Raw genomic sequence first — 18,710 nt, forward strand, 5'->3', positions numbered from 1 at the left:
AATGATTGGAGTGATTACATATGCCACAAAAGATTAGTGTAATAATTTCAGATGATTCAGCATTAATGAGAAAAATGATTTCTGACATGGTAAATATGGAAGAAGACATGGAAGTAATAGACATTGCTAGAAATGGAATAGATCTTTTAGATAAATTACAAAAACATGTTCCGGATGTTATTACTTTAGATATAGAGATGCCTAAAATGAATGGAATAGAAGCATTAAAAAAGATAATTGAACTTAATCTTCCTACAAAGGTTATAATGCTTAGCAGTTTAACACAAGATGGTGCAGAAGTTACCATGGAATGTTTGGCTCAGGGAGCAACAGATTTTGTCCCAAAACCATCGGGAGCAATATCTTTGAATATTGATGAAGTTAGAGAAATTTTAATTTCTAAAATTAGAGGACTAAAATGTATTAAAAAACAAGTAGGAAGAACTATAGGAAAAAGTAATTTAGAGATGAAAAATTACGAAAAACCAATAGTGAGAGATAAAATAATCAGTAAGGTGAATAGGGAAATCGGAATTAGAAGTAAAAAGATTTCAGCTGTGGTAATTGGAGCTTCAACAGGAGGACCAAAGGCATTATTTACGTTGATTACAAGTTTACCAGAGAATCTTGGAGTACCAGTATTTGTAGTTCAACATATGCCGGAAGGTTTTACAAAAGCTTTTGCTGAAAGACTTAATAAATTCTCAAAAATCAAGGTGGTAGAAGCTAGTCATGGCATGGGAATAGAAAAAGATGTAGTTTATATAGCACCAGGTGGAAAGCATATGGAGATAAATAATAACAGTATATGTTTAACTTTAGAGCCATCTATTTGGGGAGTTAGACCTGCAGTGGACAAGTTATTTACTTCCGCCTCTAAGATATATAGAAAGAATTTATTGGGAGTTATACTTACTGGTATGGGAAGAGATGGAGCAAATGGTATTGTAGAAGTGAGAAAATCTGGAGGAGTAACTATTTCTGAGGATGAATCTACTTGTATAATTTATGGAATGCCTAAAGCTGCATATGAAACTAATATGATAGATGAAGTTATTCCGCTTTATGATATTAGTAAAAGAATAACTAATATAATACTAGGGGATGTGAAAATTTAATGGATTTTACAAAATTTGAAAGTTGGGTGTTGAAGGAGTTTAACCTTGATTTATCAGCTTATAAATCAAATCAACTTCATAGAAGGATACTTACATTAATGACTAGAACTGGTGCAAGCTCCTTAGATGAGTACATGAACATGATAAAAAAGGATAACCAGGTTAGAGATAAGTTCTTAGATTATGTAACTATAAATGTTACAGAATTTTATAGAAATCCACAGATATTTAAAGAACTAAATAACTTTATAAGAAGTGAATTAAATTATACAAGACCACTTAAGATTTGGAGTGCAGCCTGTTCTATAGGAGCAGAACCATACTCTGTTTCTATGATGTTAAATGAAGTGACTCCTAATGTAAAACATAAAATATTAGCTACAGATATAGATGATAATATATTAAGTAAAGCTAAGTTAGGAGAATATATAAAAGCAGATGTGAAGAATGTGTCCGATTCTCAATTGAATAAATATTTTAAGTGTGAAAATGATAAATTTGTAATCAATAAAGAAGTTAAGAATTTAGTAACATTTAAAAAGCATGATCTTATATTGGACAAATATGAAGGCGGTTTTGATATAATCATATGCAGAAATGTGGTTATCTACTTTACCAATGAGGTTAAGGAAAAAATCTATGATAAGTTCTCAAAATCATTGAATCCAGGAGGACTATTATTCATAGGAGCTACAGAGAGTATATATGGATACAAACAATTTGGATTTGAAAAACTTTCAACATTTATCTATAAAAAAAATTAAGGAGGGATAAAATGGACACTTCCCAATATCTATCTATGTTTTTAGAAGAGTCAAGTGATAATCTACAATTATTAAATGAGTCATTACTTATACTAGAAAATGATGCTGAGGATATAGAAATATTAAATCAGATTTTTAGAGTTGCACACACTATAAAAGGTATGGCAGCTACTATGGGTTATACAAAAATGGCTGAGCTTACTCATAAAATGGAAGACGTTTTATCTAAGTTTAGAGATGGAGAACTTAAAGTAACCCATGAAGTTATAACAGTATTGTTTAGCTGTCTAGATGCTTTAGAGTCTATGGTAAGTGATATATCTGATGGAGGCGATGGGGATTTTCAGGTTGAGCATATTGTAACAAAACTTGTGAACATAGCTAGTGGACAATGTGTAAACAGTATGAAGGAAGAAGAATTACTACAAGAAGTGGAAATCCAAGGAACAGTTACAGATGATTGTAATCATGAAGTGAATGAAATCGAATTGAAAGGTTTTAATTTAGAACTTAATGAATATGATTTGGATATTTTAAGAGAAGCAAATAAAAACAACTACAATGCTTATCATGTTCATGTAGAATTAGATGAAAAAACTATATTAAAATCAGCTAGAGCATTTATACTATTTCAAACTCTTGAAGAGCATGGTGAAATATTAAAATCCAATCCAAATTTAGAGGATTTAGAAAGTGAAAATTTTGACTTTGACATTGATTTAATATTTGTAACAGAGACATCATTGAGTGTTATAAAAGAAGCTATTACAAACATATCAGAGATGAGAGAAGTTATGGTAAATGATATTAGCGATTTACTAAGTAAAGGAAAGGTACAAGGGAAAAATAAGCCAAGTTGTACAGGTATGGTAGATTCAATTAATGAGGTGGCTATAACAGTTGAGGCTAATGAAGAAATATTATCTGCTGAAATAAAGGAAAGTCATAAAACTAATTCTTCAAAATCAAGTAAAACAAAAGTAATAAATTTAAACACTTCTAATGAAGGGGTTAAAGCAAAGGATTTAGAAACGGTTTCAGATAAAAACACTGTAGAAGTAAATAAAAAATCTTCTACAAAGCAGAAAAACAAGGGAGTAGGGCAATCTGTAAGGGTAGATTTAGAAAGACTAGATAATTTTATGAATATGGTATCAGAGCTAGTTATTCATAGAACTAGACTTGAGCAAATAAGTTCTAATCATAAGATTGTAGAACTAAATGAAACACTAGAGCAGGTAGCAAGAACTACTACAGACCTTCAAGATTTAGTAATGAAAATTAGAATGCTTCCATTAGATGTGGTGTTTAATAGATTCCCAAGAATGATAAGAGATTTATCTATGGAACTTAATAAGGAAATTGAATTTGAAATTCAAGGTCAAGATACAGAACTTGATAGAACTGTAATTGAAGAAATTGGAGAGCCGTTAATACATTTGCTTAGAAATGCAGCAGACCATGGAGTAGAATCTAAAGAGAAGAGAGTGGCGCAAGGAAAGTCACCTGTTGGAAAAATCAAATTAATAGCTTATTCTGAAGGAACAAAAGCTGTTATTAAGGTTGAAGATGATGGAAATGGTATTGATGTAGAAAGAGTGAAAGCAAAGGCTGAAAGAATGGGCATTAATACTGAGGGTATGATTGATAGTGATGTGAAAAATCTTATTTTCTCCCAAGGGTTCAGTACTAATGAAGTAGTAACGGATATTTCAGGTAGAGGAGTAGGAATGGATGTTGTAAAAACAAAAATTTCTAGTCTTGGTGGAACTGTAGATGTTATAAGTGAAATTGGCAAGGGAACATCATTTATAATTAAATTACCACTTACACTTCAAATAATACAATCTTTACTTGTAAAAGTTGGAACAGAAACTATGGCCATATCATTAGGATTCATTGATAGGGTTATGGAGTATGATGAAGAGCAAATTAAAAGAACTAATAATAAAGAAATTGTAGTATATAACGATAAAGTATTTAAATTATTGAGAATTAATGATAAATTAGGTATTGAGAGCGAAAATTATGGTAAAAAATATATAATACTTGCGAAGGTTGGCGAAAAAGAAGTTGCATTAGTGGTGGATTCATTACTAGGACAAAAGGAAATTGTTATAAAGGCCTTCGGAAATATTTTAAAATCTACAAAAGAGTATATTGGTGCTACTATTTTAGGTGACGGATTAGTAACCTTAATTTTAGATGTAGCTGCCCTTATTTAGGAGGCAAGCTACTATGGAGTTTAATGAATTACAGATAGATGCGATAAGAGAAATAGCAAATATAGGACTGGGTAATGCAGCTACGGCTATGGCCCAGATTCTAGGTAGAGAAATACAAATATCCGTACCTAAGGTAAATGTTATTTCCCTAGAAGATATATTTGAAAAAGTAGAGGATGAAACCATAGTTTATGCAGTAATTGCAAGGGTACTTGGAGAAGCACCAGGAAATATATTATTTATGTTTCACACTTCTACCATGATGAAGATAGCTGAATTATTACTTGGACATCAAGACGGGGACGAATTAGATGAAATGGGTTATTCAGCCCTTGGAGAGATAGGTAACATAATATTTGCTACCTACATGAATGCAATAGGACAGATGACGGGTTTAAACCTTTTTCCATCTGTACCAGCAGTTGCAAGGGATATGTTTTCTGCAGTGCTGTCCACAAGCTTTATTGAGTCTGGACAGTTTAATGACTCTGTATTAGACATTGAAACGGGCTTTACTCAAGAAAATGAAGATCTAAGAGGTGATTTTTATTTCATCCCTATGCCAGGATCTTTAGAAAAAATATTAGAATCATTAGGATTAAATTAACGGAGGTATTAAAATGGCAAGAGTATTAATTGTAGACGACGCGACTTTTATGAGGATGATGGTTAAGGATATTTTAGAAAAAAATGGATATGAGGTTATTGGAGAAGCTGCTAATGGTCTTAAAGCAATAGAATTATATAAAGCAGAAAGACCTGACATAGTAACTATGGATATAACAATGCCAGAAATGGATGGAATAGAAGCAGTAAAACAAATTAAAGCTTTTGACCCAAGTGCTAAAATTGTTATGTGTAGTGCAATGGGTCAACAGAGCATGGTAATGGATGCCATAAGAGCAGGAGCTAAAGATTTTATTGTTAAGCCATTCCAGGCAGATAGAGTACTTGAAGCAATAAAAAAAGTATTAGGATAAGGGGGAGTTTATGTGCAAGTTGTGGTTTTTACTATAGGTGATGAACAGTTTGCTGTAGAAACAAGTAAGGTTCAGGGAATAAATGGACTAATGAAAATCACAAAAGTTCCCAAAGCCAAAAAATATATTAAAGGTCTAATAAATCTAAGGGGAAGCATACTTTCTGTATTAGATATTAATCTTTTATTAGGTATGGACACAAAAGATGAAAATAATAACAATATTATAGTTTTAGAGCTTAATGAGGAACAAGTAGGAATAACTGTTGACCATGTAGAAGAAGTTATGAATATTGATGAAGATATTATTAAAAGAGTTCATGAGGACAAAGAAAAACCATTTATTAAAGGAATTATAAATATTAACAATAGAATATTAACTATGATAGATATTGATAAACTACTACAATAGACCCAATGGGGAGAAATGAGGTTGAGTATGGCAGAAACCTTATCACAAAGTGAAATAGATGCTCTTTTATCTGCCTTGTCTTCTGGTGATTTAGAGGCCGATGACATTGCCAAAGATGAAGAAAATGTAAAAATAAAAAATTATGACTTTAAGAGACCACAAAAGTTCTCCAAGGATGTAATTAGAGCGATAGAAGTTATTCATGACAATTATGCTAGAATAATATCAAACTACTTAACGGCGCAAGTTAGAAGTAATGTGAAGGTTAGAATAGAAAGTGTAGAACAGATTACCTATGAGGAGTTTATACACTCTATTCCTAATACTACAGTTCTTAGCTTATTTAGGATGTCACCTCTAGAGGGACAAATAATATTAGAGACTAATGAAGAGTTTGTACTTAGAATTTATGATGTTTTAGCAGGTGGTCATGGTGGTAATAGTGCTAAACTTAAAGAACTTACAGATATAGAAAAGAATCTTATAAAACACATTAACCAAGAGTTAATTGCTAAGCTTAAACTAGCTTGGGAAGATGTTATGGTTGTAGAGCCTGTTATGGATACTATGGAGACCAATCCTGCATTAAATCAAATCCTGGCTCCAAATGAACCAGTGGCATTAATAACTTTTAGTGTAGAGATGTTTAACACTAATATATTTATAAATATATGTATTCCATATATAAGCATAGAAAAGGTTTTAGATAAATTAGTAATTAAGAATTGGTTTAGTGCATCGGATGAGAAACAAGGTGAAGATGCCAAAAAGAATATAAATAAAACTATAAGAAATGTAGATGTGGGTATGAAGGCTGTCCTTGGAGAAACAAAAATTTCCGTAAATGACTTCTTGAATTTATTTGAAGGAGATATCATTGCGCTAGATAGAAGTTGTGATAGCACAATTGATATTTATGTGGAAGAGGAACTTATGTTTACGGCTAAGCCAGGTCTTAAGGGGAAAAATAAAGCAGTTCAAATAATTGAATATATGGATAAAGGAGTGGAGAACGATGGATAATTCATTTCTTTCACAAGAAGAAATAGATGCACTACTAAATGGTGATAACAGCTCATCAGATAATGAAACCAGTGAAAAATTATCTGAATTAGATAAGGACTTACTTGGAGAGATTGGGAATATATCTATGGGTACAGCTGCTACAGCACTTTCCGCAGTGGTTGGAAAACCTGTAAATATTACAACTCCAACTATAAGTAGTACTACACTAAATGAATTAAAAGATAGTTTTATAACACCAAATGTAGTACTAGATGTACAGTTTACAAGTGGAATATCTGGTGGTAATTTATTTATAATTAATATCTCAGATGCAGCAGTTATAGCAAATCTTATGATGGGTGGAGATGGAATTATAACTCCACCAGAAGTGCTTTCAGAGCTTGAAATAAGCGCAGTTCAAGAGGCAATGAATCAAATGATAGGTTCCTCTGCTACATCTATGGCTACTATGTTTAGCAGAGAAGTTAATATATCACCACCGATTTCTTCAATCTGTGATGAAAATACAGAATCCATATCTGTGGACATAGATAATGATGAAGAAATTGTTAATATATCATTTAGGATGACCATAGGAGATTTAGTAGATAGTAATATTGTTCAAATATTACCATTTGCTACAGCTAGAAAAATAGTAAGTATTATGATGGGAACTGAAGCGGTAGAAGCAGTAAAAGCAGTAAATACTTCATTGCCAGTGGAGCCAGCATATGTAGAATCTAGTGAGACAATTTCAGTAGCTCCTAAAGAGGCAATGATAGATAATGGATATAGTAGCAGAGAGATGCAGGAACAAAATTCTAATAATTATGGAATGCAAAGCTCAAATCATTATCACCAAGAACCTGTAAATGTAAAACAGGCATCATTTAAACAACTTGAAGAAGTTAGAACAGCAAATATGCCTAAGAACATAGATTTAATACTAGATGTACCTCTAGAACTGTCAGTGGAACTTGGAAGAACTAAGAAAAATATAAGAGATATATTAGCACTTTCAAGAGGATCACTAATAGAACTAAATAAATTGGCAGAAGAGCCAGTGGACATTTATATTAATGGAAAAAGAATTGCTTACGGAGAAGTAGTCGTAGTAGATGAAAACTTCGGAGTAAAAATCACTGAAATAGCCAGTGGAGAAGATAGAGTAAAAAGTCTTTCTAAGTAAAGACTTTTTTTCTTTGTGTAGTTAATAAAAAATTAACTTACTTATGCAAGTTTAAATAAGAAATACTATAAACTTTAATTGAATGTAGTCGACTATAGAAATAGAGAGAATTAGTTGGGAGTGAAATTATGAAAATAAATAACGGAAATATTCACGCTCTATATGTAAAGAACTATAAAACTAATGAAAATATATCAAATAAAGATAATTGTAAATTAGCGAAAGAAAATATTAAAGATACATGTGAGCTTTCCTCATTAGGTAAAAGTTTAAATAAGCTATCCATAGAGGATGAAAGTATAGGAGTAAGTAATAAAGTGGTTGAGAAAATAAGAAATGAAATTTCAAAGGGGACATATACTGTAGATTCAAAGGTTTTAGCAAAGGCTATGGTAAACTCAATGAAAGGTGGACAATAAATGAAAAATCAGCTCAGAAGTATATTGGAGGAAGAAGTAACGGCTATTAATGCTCTCGTAAATATTTTAGAGGTACAACATAGTTTGTTAGTTAATCAGGATGTATTTCAGCTTGAAAAAATAACTAAAGATATAGATGAATGTAGTAGGAATCTAGCTAGAAGTGAAGGCAAGAGAAGAGGCCTTATAGGACAAAACTCAATGAAGGTTATACTAGAAACTCTTGGAGAAGAAGAAATTGATGAGGTTTATCTTAAGGTGACTAGTAGCTTAAATGAATTAATAATACAAAAGGAAAGTAATGAACTTTTAATAAAACAAAGTCTTAGCTATACAAATTCAATGTTAGCTATGATAGGACCCAAGAAAGAAACACCAACCTATAATGCTTATGGCAAAGTAGGAAGATAAGGAGGACATAAGTGTCAGGATTATTTGCAACATTAAATACGTCAAAAAATGGTATGTTTGCTCAACAGCAATTTATTAATGTAACAAGTCACAATATATCAAATGCTAATACACCAGGATTTTCAAGACAGCATCTTGTACTTCAGACTGCAAGACCACAGACTGTGGTAGGGGGAGCAGGGCAGATTGGTACAGGGGTGTCTGTGACCTCCATAGAAAGAACAAGAAACCAATTTTTAGATTATCAAATAAGAAAAGAAGGATCACACCTTGGGACTTATGGTGTAAGACAAGAATATCTTTCTCAAATTGAGGGGATTTTTAATGAACCTTCAGATACAGGGATATCAGAACTCATGTCAGAGTTCTTTGATGCATGGCAGACTCTTTCAAAAAATCCGGAGAAATCAGATGCGAGAACAGTAGTTGCTCAGAAAGCAAAGGCTCTTGTGGATGAAATTAATCATACTTATAAGAAACTAAATGATACTAAAGATAATGCAGTAAATGAGATTCAGAGTAGTCTATTCGAGATAAATACTACATTAGATCAATTAAATTCTATTAATAAAGAGATTATAACTGTTACAATAGCAGGAAATAATCCTAATGACTTATTAGATAGTAGAGATGCTCTTTTAGATCAGCTAAGTGAAAAGTTTGGGATAGATACAAAGAATCAAAATTTAAATGGTATGGTCTGTAAGCCAGAGGGAAATGATTTAATTAATTTTATTAGAAATAAAGAATCAGAGAAGATAAATAAATTAGGGTATGTTAACAAGATAACTGAAACAGTACCAGGAAGTGGTATTTATGAAGTTCAATATTATAAAAATGGAGATACTACCTCAGAAAAAAATAAGGTGACTGAAACTATAAAGCTAACAGCAGATCAGTATAAAGCTTTAAATGAAGGTAGAGTTATTGTTACAAAGGAAGATGGAAGTATTGATTTAAATGCTGATGGAACTATTGAATCAGGTCTGATTTTCAATCCACCTTCAGGAGAGTTAGGTGGACTTCAATCAGTTTCTAAGGATGCAGATGATTATATAGAGCAATTAAATACGTTAGCAAAAACTATAGCATTTGCAGTTAATGGGGTACATACACAAGGTATAGATTCCGCAAAACAAGTAGCATTCTTTGTAAACTCCGATGGAACACCTCTTAATTTTGATGGAATTACTGCAGGAAACATAACTATGAATAAAAATATCCTAGACAATGTTATGTTGATACAAACTGGATCAAGTGATAGTTCAGGATCTACAGATGGTGATAGAGCACTAGCCATTGCAGCACTTAGAGATTATGGATTAAATATCGATAGTGTACAAGGTGGAGCAACCTATGATAATTTTGTAACTGAACACTTTGGAATAACAGATATTGGGAAAATTCCAACGTTTAAACCGATAGCTTCAGGAACAAAAGTTGAAAGTTTTTTTAAGAATACTATAAATAAGTTAGGGGTACAGGCTCAAGAAGCAAGTAGAATAGTTAAAAATCAGAGTACCCTACTAAAGGGACTTTTAGAAAGAAGACTTTCAACTTCAGGAGTGTCTCTTGATGAAGAAGCAATAAACTTAGTGCAATTCCAACATGCATTCCAAGCAAATGCAAAGGTGATATCTACAGTAGATCAGCTTTTGGATGTAGTAATCGGACTAGTTAGATAGCAAAAGTTTAATATAGAGGTGATAAAAATGAGAATAACTCATGGAGTAATGGTAACTAGTTTTTTAGGAGATATGAACACAAACCTAAATAGCATGAATAAAATACAAAGGCAATTAAATACGGGTAAGGTATTTTCCAAACCTTCAGATGATCCTTTTAGAGTGTCTCGTTCTATGCAGATGTATTCTGAAATAAATGCTAATAAGCAATACAATACTAATATAAAAGATACTACGAATTGGATGGATACAACGGATACAGCTTTAAGTCAAACTACAAATTGTCTTCAAAGGATAAGAGAACTTATGGTATCAGCTGGTAATGCTGCCTATGGTACTAATGAGCTTACAGCCATTAAAGATGAGATAAATGAAAAAGTAGCAGAGTTTGGACAGATTTTAAACACAAGCTTTGATGGGAAGTATATATTTGGAGGAAAAGATGGAGCTTCGAAACCGGTAAAAGTAGAGACCGTTGATGGAAAAAACTCAATTGCTATTGATCCACAGAAAGAAATAGTAATAGATCAATCCCTAAAGGCAGAAATTTCTGCAGGAGTAACGGTAGATTACAATGTTAATGCAGTAGAAATATTAAAGTTTAAAGATCCAAATGATTCAACTAATGAAATAGATGTTACGAAGATTTTTGATGATATTATCAAAAATTTAAGTAGCACTGGAGATAAAACCAAAGTTGTAGGAGAAAATTTAGGACAAATTGATAAGATTATTAATAATATGTTGAGTTTGAGTTCAAAAGTTGGTGCTATACAAAATAGAATGGAAAGCGCACAAAAGCTAAATGTAGCACAAAATGAAGACATGACAGAAATTTTATCTTCAAATGAGGACATTGACTTCGTAGAAAAAAGTATGGAGATGGCGGTTGCACAAACGGTATACACGGCGGCGCTTCAAACTAGTGCAAAGGTTCTTCAACCAACAATATTAGACTTTTTAAGATAGGGTATGTTTTAACTTACGTTGTGTAAGGCATTTTATTATTCTCGCTAAACCGTTTCAGAACCCTTATTTACTACAAGCTCTGTTCAGGATAAAATCTAAAATACAACAACTCGCATGGGCTCAAACAGGTTGTATTTTTAAACGATTTTAACCATCACATAGCTTAAGTAAATTAAGGAGCCCTGCAAATGGTATTACGCTGGGATAATATTGATGCCACCTTCAACTATCAGTTAAAACAAATCCAATATTAAGTGAAAATTAGTTTTAGAGAGAAAATTAAATTTGGTAGATATCGGACAAAAAAATCTGATAATTAAGGTGGGCTGAGAACATGACACTAGATAAAGAATTAAATGCTGACAGAAGTAAAGACGATTCAAATACAATTACCTTTACTCATGGAATTCCGGGTTTTGAAGAGTTTAAAGAATTTCAATTGACAGATATAGAGAAAGATAGTCCCTTTAAGCTATTGAAATCTATAGAAGATGACAAGATTGGATTCGTAACAGTGATGCCCTTTGACTTTAAACAGGATTATCAAGTGGAATTAACAGAGGGAGTAATAAAAGATCTTAAAATAGATAAGGAAGAGGATGTATTAATTTTAAATACAGTAACTCTTCATAGTGATGTGAAAAAGATAACTACAAATTTAAAGGCTCCTATAATAATAAATCTTAAAAATAACCTTGGGTATCAAATGATTTTGGATAGGGAAAACTATAGCATTAAACATCCCCTAATAAAGGAGCGATAGTATGCTAGTTGTAACAAGAAAGCAAGGTCAAAGTATTAGAATTGGTGATGATATAGAGATAACTATAGCTAAACTGGACGATGGTTCTGTAAAGGTAGCTATAAGTGCACCTAAGGAAGTAAAGATTTTAAGGAGTGAACTTTATAAAGAGGTTGGAGAAGAAAATAAAGTAGCAGCGAGTATAGATATGAATCTATTAGCTGCTTTAAAAAGTAAAAAATAGAAGTAAAGATAATATTGATACTAACTTCAACTACCTATTAAAATATAGCTAATTATAAATTGATGATGCATAATTCAGGGAAGAAGAAATGCAACAAAATAAATAAAATAACATTAATTGGGGGAAAATTATGGAAATTAATGGAGTGAATATAGGGACAGCCATGGAAGGTACAAGACAAGTAAGAGAGATTCAAAGAATATCAGGGGATAATATTAATGTAAGCCAAAAGTCATCCAGTAGTGAACATGAAAACTACACTAAGGAAGATGTAGAAAAAGCAGTAGATAAACTTAATAAGGTTCTAGAGGATGAAAATATATGTACAGAGTACTCAGTTCATGATAAGTTTAATCAAATAATGATAAAAATAATAAATAAAGATACTAAGGAAGTATTGCTAGAAGTACCATCAAAGAAAATTATTGATATGGTGGCTAAAATGTGCGAAATGGTAGGAATACTTGTAGATAAAAAAGCCTAAACTGGAGGAGATAGAATGTATAATGCAGGTGCTAATGCCTACAATGCTTATAAAAATAACAGTGTAAACTATGCTTCAAAGGAACAATTACTAATGATGCTTTTAGACGGAGTTGTAAAGTTTTCTAAAATAGCAAGACAAGCTATTTTAGATAAAGATATTAAAAAGAGTCACGAAAACCTTATAAAGATACAAGATATATTTACAGAATTGATGATTTCACTAGACCAAGGTGCAGGGGAGTGGGCTGTTCAGATATTTAAGGTTTATGAATACATTAAGATGAGATTGATGGAGATAAATATTAGTAAAGATATAAAGGCTATGGATGAGCTAATGCCTATAATTGAAGAAATAAGAAATACTTGGAATGAAGCTTATGAAATTTCTAAGGGAAAAAGATAAGGGGGGGAAGTTAAATGAGAATTACAGGACTGGCAACTGGAATGGATATAGATACCATGGTTAAGGATATGATGAAACCTTATAGAGTAAAGGTGGATAAAGTACAACAAGACAGTGATATTTATGCAATGAAGCAACAATTATATAGAGATGTTCTAAAGGACTCCCAAGAGTTTTATAATAAATATTTTGATGTTTTAAAAAAAGATAGTTTGTTATTATCTAGTAATTGGGAATCTATAAAGTTTACGTCATCAGATGATAGTTTAGTAACGGCTAAGGGTATGGCAGGTGCAACTGCAGAAAACTTTACTGTAGATGTTAAAGCAATTGCAACTGCAGCATCATCAACTTTAAAAGATGTTGACTTAGCTAATGCTAGTAAGATTGAAATAGCTGTAGATGTAAAAGGGGTTAGAGAAACTTTTGAAATAAGTACTGCAAAAGCTGATGTAAGCGGAACTAAAACATCCAAGGAATTGGTTGATGAGTTAAATGTAGCATTAAAAGCGAAGGGGTCTGATGTTACAGCTAAATATAGTGAGTTTTCTAAAGGTATAGTGTTAGAAAGTAAAAGTCTTGGTACAGGTGTTACCTTTGACGTTGTATTAAAGGATTCCTCAGGTGCTAAGATATTTGAAAAATCACCTATTGGAACAAATGCGGATGTTACTATAACTAATAGCAAAGGTGAAACTTTTGTACATGTTGGAAATAATAATACAGTAAACATAGATGGAATTGAATTTACTTTTAATGGCAAAACTGACGGGGCAAATCCTGTTAAGCTAAATGGGAAAAGTGATGTCACGGCATTGAAAGATAAGCTTGTAGGTTTTATTAATGATTATAACAAGCTAATAGAGGGAATAAATACGAAGGTATTAGAAAATAGAGATAAAAAATACGCACCATTAACTCCAGAGCAAAGAAAAGAAATGAGCGAAGATGAAATTAAGCTTTGGGAAAAAAAGACAAAGGAAGGTTTATTAAGAAAGGACAGAGATTTAGAGCGATTGACTAATTCTCTGAGAAGTATCATGTCACCGGTAATGGGAGAACTTAAAAAGATAGGTATAACGCCTATATCTAACTACTCAGATAAAAATGGAATGTTAACTATAGATGAGAGTGAATTAACTAAAGTACTTGAAAATAATGCTGAAGGTGTTAAAGATTTATTTATAAAAGCTCCTAGTAGTGATAGTTCAAAAGATGGTGGTATATTACATGGATTTAAAGATGTTTTATATGAACAAACAGTGACAGTGAATTCATCACTGATTAAGAAGGTGGGAATGGAAGGATCTGTTACAGCTACAACTAATGAATATACTAAAATAATGGACAAGAAAAAAGCACAGATTGCAGAAATGGAAAAACAATTTACTGCAAAAGAAAGTGCTCTTTATATAAAATATTCAAGACTTGAAACTCAGATGGCAAATTTAAATAATCAAAGTGCCTATTTAATGCAACAATTAGGAGGCTAAAATGACTTTATATGAATTACTTCAAGACTATAAAAATACTACAACTAAAATCATTACAGAAGTGTGTGCAGATAGTGATATTGAAGTGATGATTAGTGATAGAGAAGATATTATAAACTCTTTAAAAAAAATGCAGTTTAGTAAAGAAGAATTTAAAGAAATTATAGAAGAACTTGGAGTATTAGAAGTAGATAAGAAGCTGTTTGCTACTTTAGAAAAAGAAAAGCAAAATGTAAAACATGAATTAAATGAAATTCAAAGAAAAAAAGTAGCTGGAAGACAGTATAATAAAACTTTTGGCATGTATACTTTGCTTAATAAAAAGATATAAAACACTTATTAAAGGCACAAATTAGAACAGATAAATAGGTATTATATAGTGGGTGAAAATATTTTCAGAAAAACTATAAAGTTATTTTAAGATGAGGCGAAATATATAGTATAAGGCTTAAGCCTTAAATAAATATTAGGACAAGGATGTCCGTTAAATTCAAGGAGGATTTTATTATGATTATCAATCACAATATGAACGCAATGAACGCTCACAGACAAATGGGAGTAAACAACACAAACAATGGTAAGGCTATTGAAAAGTTAAGCTCAGGTTTAAGAATAAACAGAGCTGGAGACGATGCAGCAGGACTTTCTATATCTGAAAAAATGAGAGGACAAATCAGAGGTTTAGATCAAGCTTCAAGAAACTCTCAAGATGGTATATCTTTAATCCAAACAGCAGAGGGTGCTACTAATGAAACTCATAACATTCTTCAAAGAATGAGAGAACTAGCTGTTCAATCTACAAATGGAACTAATACATCTGCAGATAGAGCTCAAACTCAAAAAGAGTTTACACAATTACAAAGTGAAATTAATAGAATAGCTTCTCAAACTCAATTTAATAAACAAGGTTTATTAGCATCAGATAAGACTGTTACTTTCCAAGTTGGAGCTAATGCTGCACAAACTATAGCAGTTTCATTAAAGAAAATGGATACTACAGCTTTAGCAGTAACTACTGCAGTTAAAGTTACAACTGCAACACTTGCAAGTGCAGCGATTACTGCAGTAGATACAGCAATTCAAACTGTATCATCATTTAGAGCGGATTTAGGATCAGTTCAAAATAGATTAGAGTCGGCTATAAGATCAACTGATAACTCATCAGAAAATTTACAAGCTGCTGAATCAAGAATTAGAGATGTAGATATGGCTAAAGAGATGATGACTTTCTCAAAGACTAATATATTATCTCAAGCTGCTCAAGCAATGCTTTCACAAGCTAATCAACAACCACAAGGTGTATTACAATTATTAAGATAAGTTAGAATCTAAATCTTTGATTTAGTTATTCGAAATTACTCAACTGACTTTGGAGGGGGAGTTTCCATCAGGAGTCTAAATGTTGAAAATTATGTAATGAACAAATATTAGGACAAGGATGTCCGTTAAATTCAAGGAGGATTTTATTATGATTATCAATCACAATATGAACGCAATGAACGCTCACAGACAAATGGGAGTAAACAACACAAACAATGGTAAGGCTATTGAAAAGTTAAGCTCAGGTTTAAGAATAAACAGAGCTGGAGACGATGCAGCAGGACTTTCCATATCTGAAAAAATGAGAGGGCAAATCAGAGGATTAGATCAAGCTTCAAGAAACTCTCAGGATGGTATATCTTTAATCCAAACAGCAGAGGGAGCTACTAATGAAACTCATAACATTCTTCAAAGAATGAGAGAACTAGCAGTTCAATCTTCAAATGGAACTAATACATCTGCAGATAGAGCTCAAACTCAAAAGGAGTTTACACAATTACAAAGTGAGATTAATAGAATAGCTTCTCAAACTCAATTTAATAAACAAGATTTATTAAAAGCTTCACAAACTATTAAATTCCAAGTTGGAGCTAATGCTTCACAAACTATATCAATTGATTTGAAGAAAATGGATACTACGGCTTTATCAGTTGCAGCAGGAATTACTGTTTCGACTGCAGCTAATGCAAGTACGGCTATTACTGCAGTGGATAAGGCTATTCAAACTGTATCATCATTTAGAGCAGATTTAGGATCAGTTCAAAACAGATTAGAGTCAGCTATAAGATCAACTGATAACTCATCAGAAAATTTACAAGCAGCAGAATCAAGAATTAGAGATGTAGATATGGCGAAAGAGATGATGACTTTCTCTAAGACTAATATATTATCTCAAGCTGCTCAAGCAATGCTTTCGCAAGCAAATCAACAACCACAAGGTGTGTTACAATTATTAAGATAGTAACTACTAAATATTAAATTTAATATTGGAGTCATATTTACTGATAAAGTAAAATGATTTTAGTAGAATTTAAAGAGTGATTTTTCACTCTTTTTTTTTACCCATTAAGTATATTAAAAAGATTTCGATAATACTTATGAGGTGATATTATGGAAATGTGTTATACCTTAGATAAAACAAAGGATAATTACAATATTTTAAGAGTAAATAAAAACAATAGAAAAATGTATATAGGAAGTAAATATAGAGAGAATGAAGAAAATTATAAAATCATAGAAGAACAAGGTATTATTACTGAAAACACCAATTATATAGTTTTTGGTATTGGCACAGGAAATTTGATAAGAGAATTAATTAAAAGAAAAGATAAGAATAGTAAAATAATAATAGTTGAAGTAGATAAAGAATTATTAAAATTTGTTCGTGAAAAAAAAATTGTTGATGATTTAATTAAAAGGGATGATATTATAATTACTACTGAAGTAAATGGCATGTTGGATAGTGCTAATAAAATAATAAGTGAAATGAATGTTGAATTTTTAAAGATTATAGAAAGCACTAATTATTCAAAATTATATTCAAAAGAATTGGAAGAATATTTTATTGTAATAAAAGATTTTATAGTTAAAGTTTGTGTAGAAAGAAATACGAGAAAAAGATTTTCAGTGGAATGGTATTATACTCTGCTAGAAAATATGAAGTTTTATACAACTGGTAAGTCTATATTTGAATATAAAAATAAGTATAAAGGAAAACCTGCCATAATAGTTTCGGCAGGACCATCTTTAAATAGAAACATAGATTTGTTAAAAAATAATACAAATAATATAATATTAACAGGTGGAAGACCATTAAAGGCATTGTGTGAAAGAAATATAAAAGCAGATTTTCTTGCAATAGTAGATGCAGGTGAAAGTTCATTTAATATAGTGAAGGATTGGATAGATAGTGTAGAGTGTCCTTTATTAATGAATGAAACAACTAATTCTAAAGCAACCCAAAAACATAAGGGGGAAAAAATAGTTACGGCTAGAAATAAATTTATTAAAAGAGCATTTGATGATAAAATAGATTCCGTTGATTACGGTGGCTCTGTTGCTCATTCTATGACATATTTTGCCATGCAAATGGGATGTGATCCCATAATATTCATTGGTCAAGATTTAGCATATACTAATGATAAAGGCCATGCAGATGGAATTGATCATGGTGAGAATAATATGAATGGATATGGAAGAGAAGATGATATATATGTAGATGATATATATGGGAATAAAGTTAGAACTAGTTTAGTATTAAATGTTTTCAGGACTCAATTTGAAGAAATTATAAAAGGAAAACAAGATGTAACATTTATAAATGCGACAGAGGGTGGAGCTAATATTAGCGGAACCATAGTTATGAAATTACAAGATGTGTTAGACAAATATTGTGTAAATGCTTTTGGAAAAACTGTAGTAGTAGGTAATGAAGATAAAAATAGAAAAATAAAAATTGTTAATGAATTGGAGAATATATTGCTTTCGATGAAGGAGTCTAAAAAGGTAGCTAAAGAAGCAATTAAAGTATTTAAAGAGTATAAAACAGCATATTATTCAAATAAAAATGGAAAATTAAATGATTTAAATAGGAAGTTAAATAAGTTGGAGACAAGATTAAAAGCTAGTTATGCAAATGCTGAAATACTAAGTGATTTAGAATTTGATGTAATGTATACTATAAATAATAATGAAAAATATTTAATTAATTTAATTGATAGTAAGAGTGAGGTTATTAAGAAAAGATTTGATAAAAATGAAGATATTTATGTGGCAACTGTAGAACTTATGGATATTGTTATACCTAAAATGGAATATGAAATTAAAAAACTATTACAATAAGGTGA

Annotated in this window: 21 protein-coding genes; all 21 read left to right on the forward strand. The window is 31.3% G+C overall.

Features of this window, described 5'->3' with window-relative positions; genetic code table 11:
- Positions 1-20 precede the first annotated feature (20 nt).
- Positions 21-1,118, forward strand: coding sequence for a chemotaxis response regulator protein-glutamate methylesterase (locus RSD37_RS09270; RefSeq protein WP_346946447.1), 1,098 nt, complete (start codon positions 21-23; stop codon positions 1,116-1,118).
- Positions 1,118-1,882, forward strand: coding sequence for a protein-glutamate O-methyltransferase CheR (locus RSD37_RS09275; RefSeq protein ID WP_346946448.1), 765 nt, complete (start codon positions 1,118-1,120; stop codon positions 1,880-1,882). The genes RSD37_RS09270 and RSD37_RS09275 overlap by 1 nt, the downstream gene beginning before the upstream one ends.
- A gap of 11 nt (positions 1,883-1,893) precedes the next feature.
- Complete coding sequence (locus RSD37_RS09280; RefSeq protein ID WP_346946449.1) at positions 1,894-4,107, forward strand: chemotaxis protein CheA; 2,214 nt, start codon at positions 1,894-1,896, stop codon at positions 4,105-4,107.
- 13 nt (positions 4,108-4,120) lie between these two features.
- Positions 4,121-4,714, forward strand: coding sequence for a chemotaxis protein CheC (locus RSD37_RS09285; protein WP_346946450.1), 594 nt, complete (start codon positions 4,121-4,123; stop codon positions 4,712-4,714).
- 13 nt (positions 4,715-4,727) lie between these two features.
- The gene (locus RSD37_RS09290) at positions 4,728-5,087 is read left to right on the forward strand and encodes a response regulator (RefSeq protein WP_346946451.1); all 360 of its coding nucleotides are present in this window, start codon (positions 4,728-4,730) and stop codon (positions 5,085-5,087) included.
- A 12-nt stretch (positions 5,088-5,099) separates the two neighbouring features.
- Complete coding sequence (locus RSD37_RS09295; RefSeq protein WP_346946452.1) at positions 5,100-5,498, forward strand: chemotaxis protein CheW; 399 nt, start codon at positions 5,100-5,102, stop codon at positions 5,496-5,498.
- 27 nt (positions 5,499-5,525) lie between these two features.
- Positions 5,526-6,521, forward strand: coding sequence for a flagellar motor switch protein FliM (gene fliM, locus RSD37_RS09300; protein ID WP_346946453.1), 996 nt, complete (start codon positions 5,526-5,528; stop codon positions 6,519-6,521).
- Complete coding sequence (gene fliY, locus RSD37_RS09305) at positions 6,514-7,692, forward strand: flagellar motor switch phosphatase FliY (protein ID WP_346946454.1); 1,179 nt, start codon at positions 6,514-6,516, stop codon at positions 7,690-7,692. Before fliM ends, fliY begins: the two co-directional genes overlap by 8 nt.
- A gap of 128 nt (positions 7,693-7,820) precedes the next feature.
- Positions 7,821-8,111 carry a flagellar biosynthesis anti-sigma factor FlgM gene (gene flgM / locus RSD37_RS09310; RefSeq protein ID WP_346946455.1) on the forward strand — a complete coding sequence of 97 codons (291 nt, stop codon included), beginning with the start codon at positions 7,821-7,823 and terminating at the stop codon, positions 8,109-8,111.
- Positions 8,112-8,522, forward strand: coding sequence for a flagellar protein FlgN (locus RSD37_RS09315; protein ID WP_346946456.1), 411 nt, complete (start codon positions 8,112-8,114; stop codon positions 8,520-8,522).
- An 11-nt stretch (positions 8,523-8,533) separates the two neighbouring features.
- Positions 8,534-10,207 (forward strand): flagellar hook-associated protein FlgK, encoded by a 1,674-nt coding sequence (gene flgK, locus RSD37_RS09320; RefSeq protein WP_346946457.1) that lies wholly within the window; start codon positions 8,534-8,536, stop codon positions 10,205-10,207.
- Positions 10,208-10,234: 27 nt separating this feature from the next.
- Positions 10,235-11,176: a flagellar hook-associated protein FlgL gene (flgL, locus tag RSD37_RS09325; protein ID WP_346946458.1), complete on the forward strand. Its 942-nt coding sequence runs from the start codon at positions 10,235-10,237 to the stop codon at positions 11,174-11,176.
- 334 nt (positions 11,177-11,510) lie between these two features.
- The gene (fliW, locus tag RSD37_RS09330; protein ID WP_346946459.1) at positions 11,511-11,939 is read left to right on the forward strand and encodes a flagellar assembly protein FliW; all 429 of its coding nucleotides are present in this window, start codon (positions 11,511-11,513) and stop codon (positions 11,937-11,939) included.
- Position 11,940: 1 nt separating this feature from the next.
- Positions 11,941-12,162, forward strand: coding sequence for a carbon storage regulator CsrA (csrA, locus tag RSD37_RS09335; RefSeq protein ID WP_346946460.1), 222 nt, complete (start codon positions 11,941-11,943; stop codon positions 12,160-12,162).
- Between the two features lie 130 nt (positions 12,163-12,292).
- Positions 12,293-12,646 (forward strand): flagellar protein FlaG, encoded by a 354-nt coding sequence (locus tag RSD37_RS09340; protein ID WP_346946461.1) that lies wholly within the window; start codon positions 12,293-12,295, stop codon positions 12,644-12,646.
- A gap of 15 nt (positions 12,647-12,661) precedes the next feature.
- Positions 12,662-13,051: a flagellar export chaperone FliS gene (gene fliS, locus RSD37_RS09345; RefSeq protein ID WP_346946462.1), complete on the forward strand. Its 390-nt coding sequence runs from the start codon at positions 12,662-12,664 to the stop codon at positions 13,049-13,051.
- Between the two features lie 14 nt (positions 13,052-13,065).
- Positions 13,066-14,544, forward strand: coding sequence for a flagellar filament capping protein FliD (gene fliD, locus RSD37_RS09350; RefSeq protein WP_346946463.1), 1,479 nt, complete (start codon positions 13,066-13,068; stop codon positions 14,542-14,544).
- A gap of 1 nt (position 14,545) precedes the next feature.
- On the forward strand, positions 14,546-14,875 hold the full coding sequence (locus RSD37_RS09355) for a hypothetical protein (protein WP_346946464.1): 330 nt from the start codon (positions 14,546-14,548) through the stop codon (positions 14,873-14,875).
- Positions 14,876-15,051: 176 nt separating this feature from the next.
- Positions 15,052-15,864, forward strand: a complete 813-nt coding sequence (locus RSD37_RS09360; RefSeq protein ID WP_346946465.1) for a flagellin — start codon at positions 15,052-15,054, stop codon at positions 15,862-15,864.
- 148 nt (positions 15,865-16,012) lie between these two features.
- Positions 16,013-16,825 carry a flagellin gene (locus RSD37_RS09365; RefSeq protein ID WP_346946466.1) on the forward strand — a complete coding sequence of 271 codons (813 nt, stop codon included), beginning with the start codon at positions 16,013-16,015 and terminating at the stop codon, positions 16,823-16,825.
- 149 nt (positions 16,826-16,974) lie between these two features.
- Complete coding sequence (locus RSD37_RS09370; RefSeq protein WP_346946467.1) at positions 16,975-18,705, forward strand: 6-hydroxymethylpterin diphosphokinase MptE-like protein; 1,731 nt, start codon at positions 16,975-16,977, stop codon at positions 18,703-18,705.
- Positions 18,706-18,710: the final 5 nt, after the last annotated feature.

Source organism: Clostridium sp. (assembly GCF_036646415.1).
Classification (GTDB): domain Bacteria; phylum Bacillota; class Clostridia; order Clostridiales; family Clostridiaceae; genus Clostridium_J.